Origin of the sequence: Halomonas sp. ND22Bw (genome assembly GCF_003011945.1) — a bacterium.
GTDB lineage: Bacteria > Pseudomonadota > Gammaproteobacteria > Pseudomonadales > Halomonadaceae > Halomonas > Halomonas halophila.
This window is the reverse complement of the sequence record NZ_PXWD01001708.1, coordinates 1-239: the sequence shown is the minus strand read 5'-3', so window position 1 is coordinate 239 and position 239 is coordinate 1. Positions and strand designations below refer to the sequence as shown.

1 protein-coding gene is annotated in these 239 nt (G+C 65.7%); it reads left to right on the top strand.

Going from position 1 to position 239, the window contains the following annotated elements:
• Window positions 1-239: aldehyde dehydrogenase family protein (locus CVH10_RS24110; RefSeq protein WP_146143394.1), on the top strand; the 239-nt coding region annotated here is incomplete at both ends.

Below are 239 nucleotides of genomic sequence, written 5' to 3'. Positions count from 1 at the left end.
GTCTTCGACACCGAGGAAGAGGCGCTGGAGAAGGCCAATGCCAGCGACTACGGCCTGGCGTCGTATCTGTCCACCCGCGATCTGGACCGGGCCATGCGGTTCAGCCGCCGGATCGAGGCGGGGATGTGCGGGGTCAACACCGGCCTGATCTCCACCGCCGTCGCCCCGTTCGGCGGGGTCAAGCAATCCGGCTATGGCCGCGAAGGCTCTATCCACGGCATCGACGAGTATGTGGACAT